This window comes from Saccharopolyspora sp. NPDC002686 (genome assembly GCF_040295745.1).
GTDB lineage: Bacteria > Actinomycetota > Actinomycetes > Mycobacteriales > Pseudonocardiaceae > Saccharopolyspora > Saccharopolyspora oryzae.
In genome coordinates this window covers 1-2,068 of sequence record NZ_JBEOVY010000611.1, presented here as the reverse complement: position 1 = coordinate 2,068, position 2,068 = coordinate 1, and the positions used below count along the sequence as shown (strand labels likewise).

Genomic DNA, 2,068 nt, shown 5'->3' with positions numbered 1-2,068 from the left:
CCATCCGGACATGCTGTGCAACGTCGGCACGATCGCCGGCGGCGGCCGGACCAACGTGGTGCCCGGCGAGGCGTCCTGCGAGATCGGCATGCGCTTCACCGACACCGCGACCGAACGCTCGGCGCTGGCAGCGCTGCACGAATTGGCGCCGGTCCGCCCCGGAACCACCGTCACCGCGGAGATCCTCACCAGCCGTCCGGTGTGGACGGAACCGGATACCGGTGACCTGACCGATGCGCTGGCCCGCGCCGGACGAGCTGTCGGGCAGGAAGTCTCCGGACGCCCCGCGGCAGGAGCGGCCGACACCAACTTGACCGGATCCCTGGGTGTGCCGAGCCTGGACGGTCTCGGCCCGGTCGGCCGAGGTGCGCACGCCCCGGACGAGCAGATCATCGCAGCGACCCTGCCTGAACGGGCGATCTTGACCGCTTCCCTGCTCGCGCACCTCTGAGCCGCCGCTCCGTCGGGCGGGTTGTGCGATGCGACCCGCGCAGGGGCGCTGGGGTTTCGCGAAGTGATCGTCCGTCCGAATCGGACGAGAAAGGCGGGAGGAGCTTTCCCCGCCTGTTTCAACTTATAGCGCACCCCGGGGCTTGCGGCAAGACCCGGGTCGTGCCGCAGAATCTCCGTCCGAAGCCAGGACCTGCGAAAATCAGGGACTGGCGGGATGCGCCGACCGACGGACATGGGAGAAGCAGTGGTTGAAACCGGCAGCAGTGCGGGGATGTCCTCCTCGTCCGGTCGTTGCGTGCTGGATTTCCAGGACATCGATCGGAGCCAGGTCGCGCTCGTCGGCGGCAAGGGCGCGCACCTCGGCGAGCTCTCCCGGATCGAAGGCATCCGCGTGCCTGCCGGCTACTGCGTGACGACGGACGCGTTCCGCCGGGTCATGGCATGCGCACCGGCGCTCGAGGACCAGCTCGACCGGCTCTCGCAGCTGAGCCCGGACGACCGGGATTCGATCGCTGTGCTCAGCGCAGAGATCCGCAGCGCGATCGCGGGAATCCCCCTCCCCGACGATCTGGCGGCGGCGATCACCGGCCCGCTCGCCGGTCTGGGTGAGACGGCCGCCTACGCCGTCCGATCCAGCGCGACGGCCGAAGACCTCCCGACGGCTTCGTTCGCGGGCCAGCAGGACACGTACTTGAACGTCGTGGGACCGGCGGCGATCCTCGAGCACATCAGGTCGTGCTGGGCCTCGCTGTTCACCGAACGAGCCGTGACCTACCGCCTGCGCAACGGTTTCGACCACCGCAAGGTCCACATGGCGGTGGTCGTGCAGCGGATGGTCTCGCCGGACGCGTCCGGCGTCCTGTTCACCGCCGACCCCGTCACGTCGAACCGGAAGGTCACCAGCGTGGAGGCCGGCTTCGGCCTCGGCGAAGCCCTGGTCTCCGGTCTGGTGAACGCGGACGTCTACGAGGTGCGCGACGGCGAAGTCGTCGACAAGAAGATCGCCACCAAGCAGTTGGCCATCCGTGCCGTGCCAGGCGGCGGGACGCAGCAGCAAGAGATCGAACCGGAGTTGCAGCAGCAGCCAGCGCTGACCGATGCGCAGGTGGTGCAGGTCGCGCAGCTGGGGCGGCGGATCGAGGCGCACTTCGACCGTCCGCAGGACATCGAGTGGTGCCTGGTCGACGGCGACTTCCAGATCGTGCAGAGCCGGCCGATCACCACGCTGTTCCCGGTGCCACCGGTCGACGACCAGGACAACCACGTCTACCTCTCCGTCGGCCACCAGCAGATGATGACCGACCCGATGAAGCCGCTGGGCCTGTCGTTCTGGCAGATGACCACGCCGCGACCCATGTCCGAGGCCGGTGGGCGGCTGTTCGTCGACGTCACCGACCGCTTGGCATCGCCGGCCACCCGCGACGGGCTCCTGAAAGCCATGGAGACGTCGGATCCGTTGATGAAGGATGCGCTGCAGACCGTTCTCGACCGCGGCGACTTCATCCCGGCGCCGTCGGGGGATGCTCCGGACGTGCCCCTCCCCGGCAATCCGCCGGAGCCGATCGAAGCCGATCCGGCGATCGTCGACGAGCTGCTCGAGCGCGGCCGGACCTCC

General features: G+C 69.1%; 2 protein-coding genes. Both read left to right on the top strand.

Annotated elements, in window-relative coordinates:
* On the top strand, positions 1-451 hold a 451-nt coding region (locus ABTZ89_RS38235; protein WP_351054277.1), incomplete at its 5' end, for a M20/M25/M40 family metallo-hydrolase.
* Between the two features lie 297 nt (positions 452-748).
* On the top strand, positions 749-2,068 hold a 1,320-nt coding region (locus tag ABTZ89_RS38230; RefSeq protein WP_351054274.1), incomplete at its 3' end, for a PEP/pyruvate-binding domain-containing protein.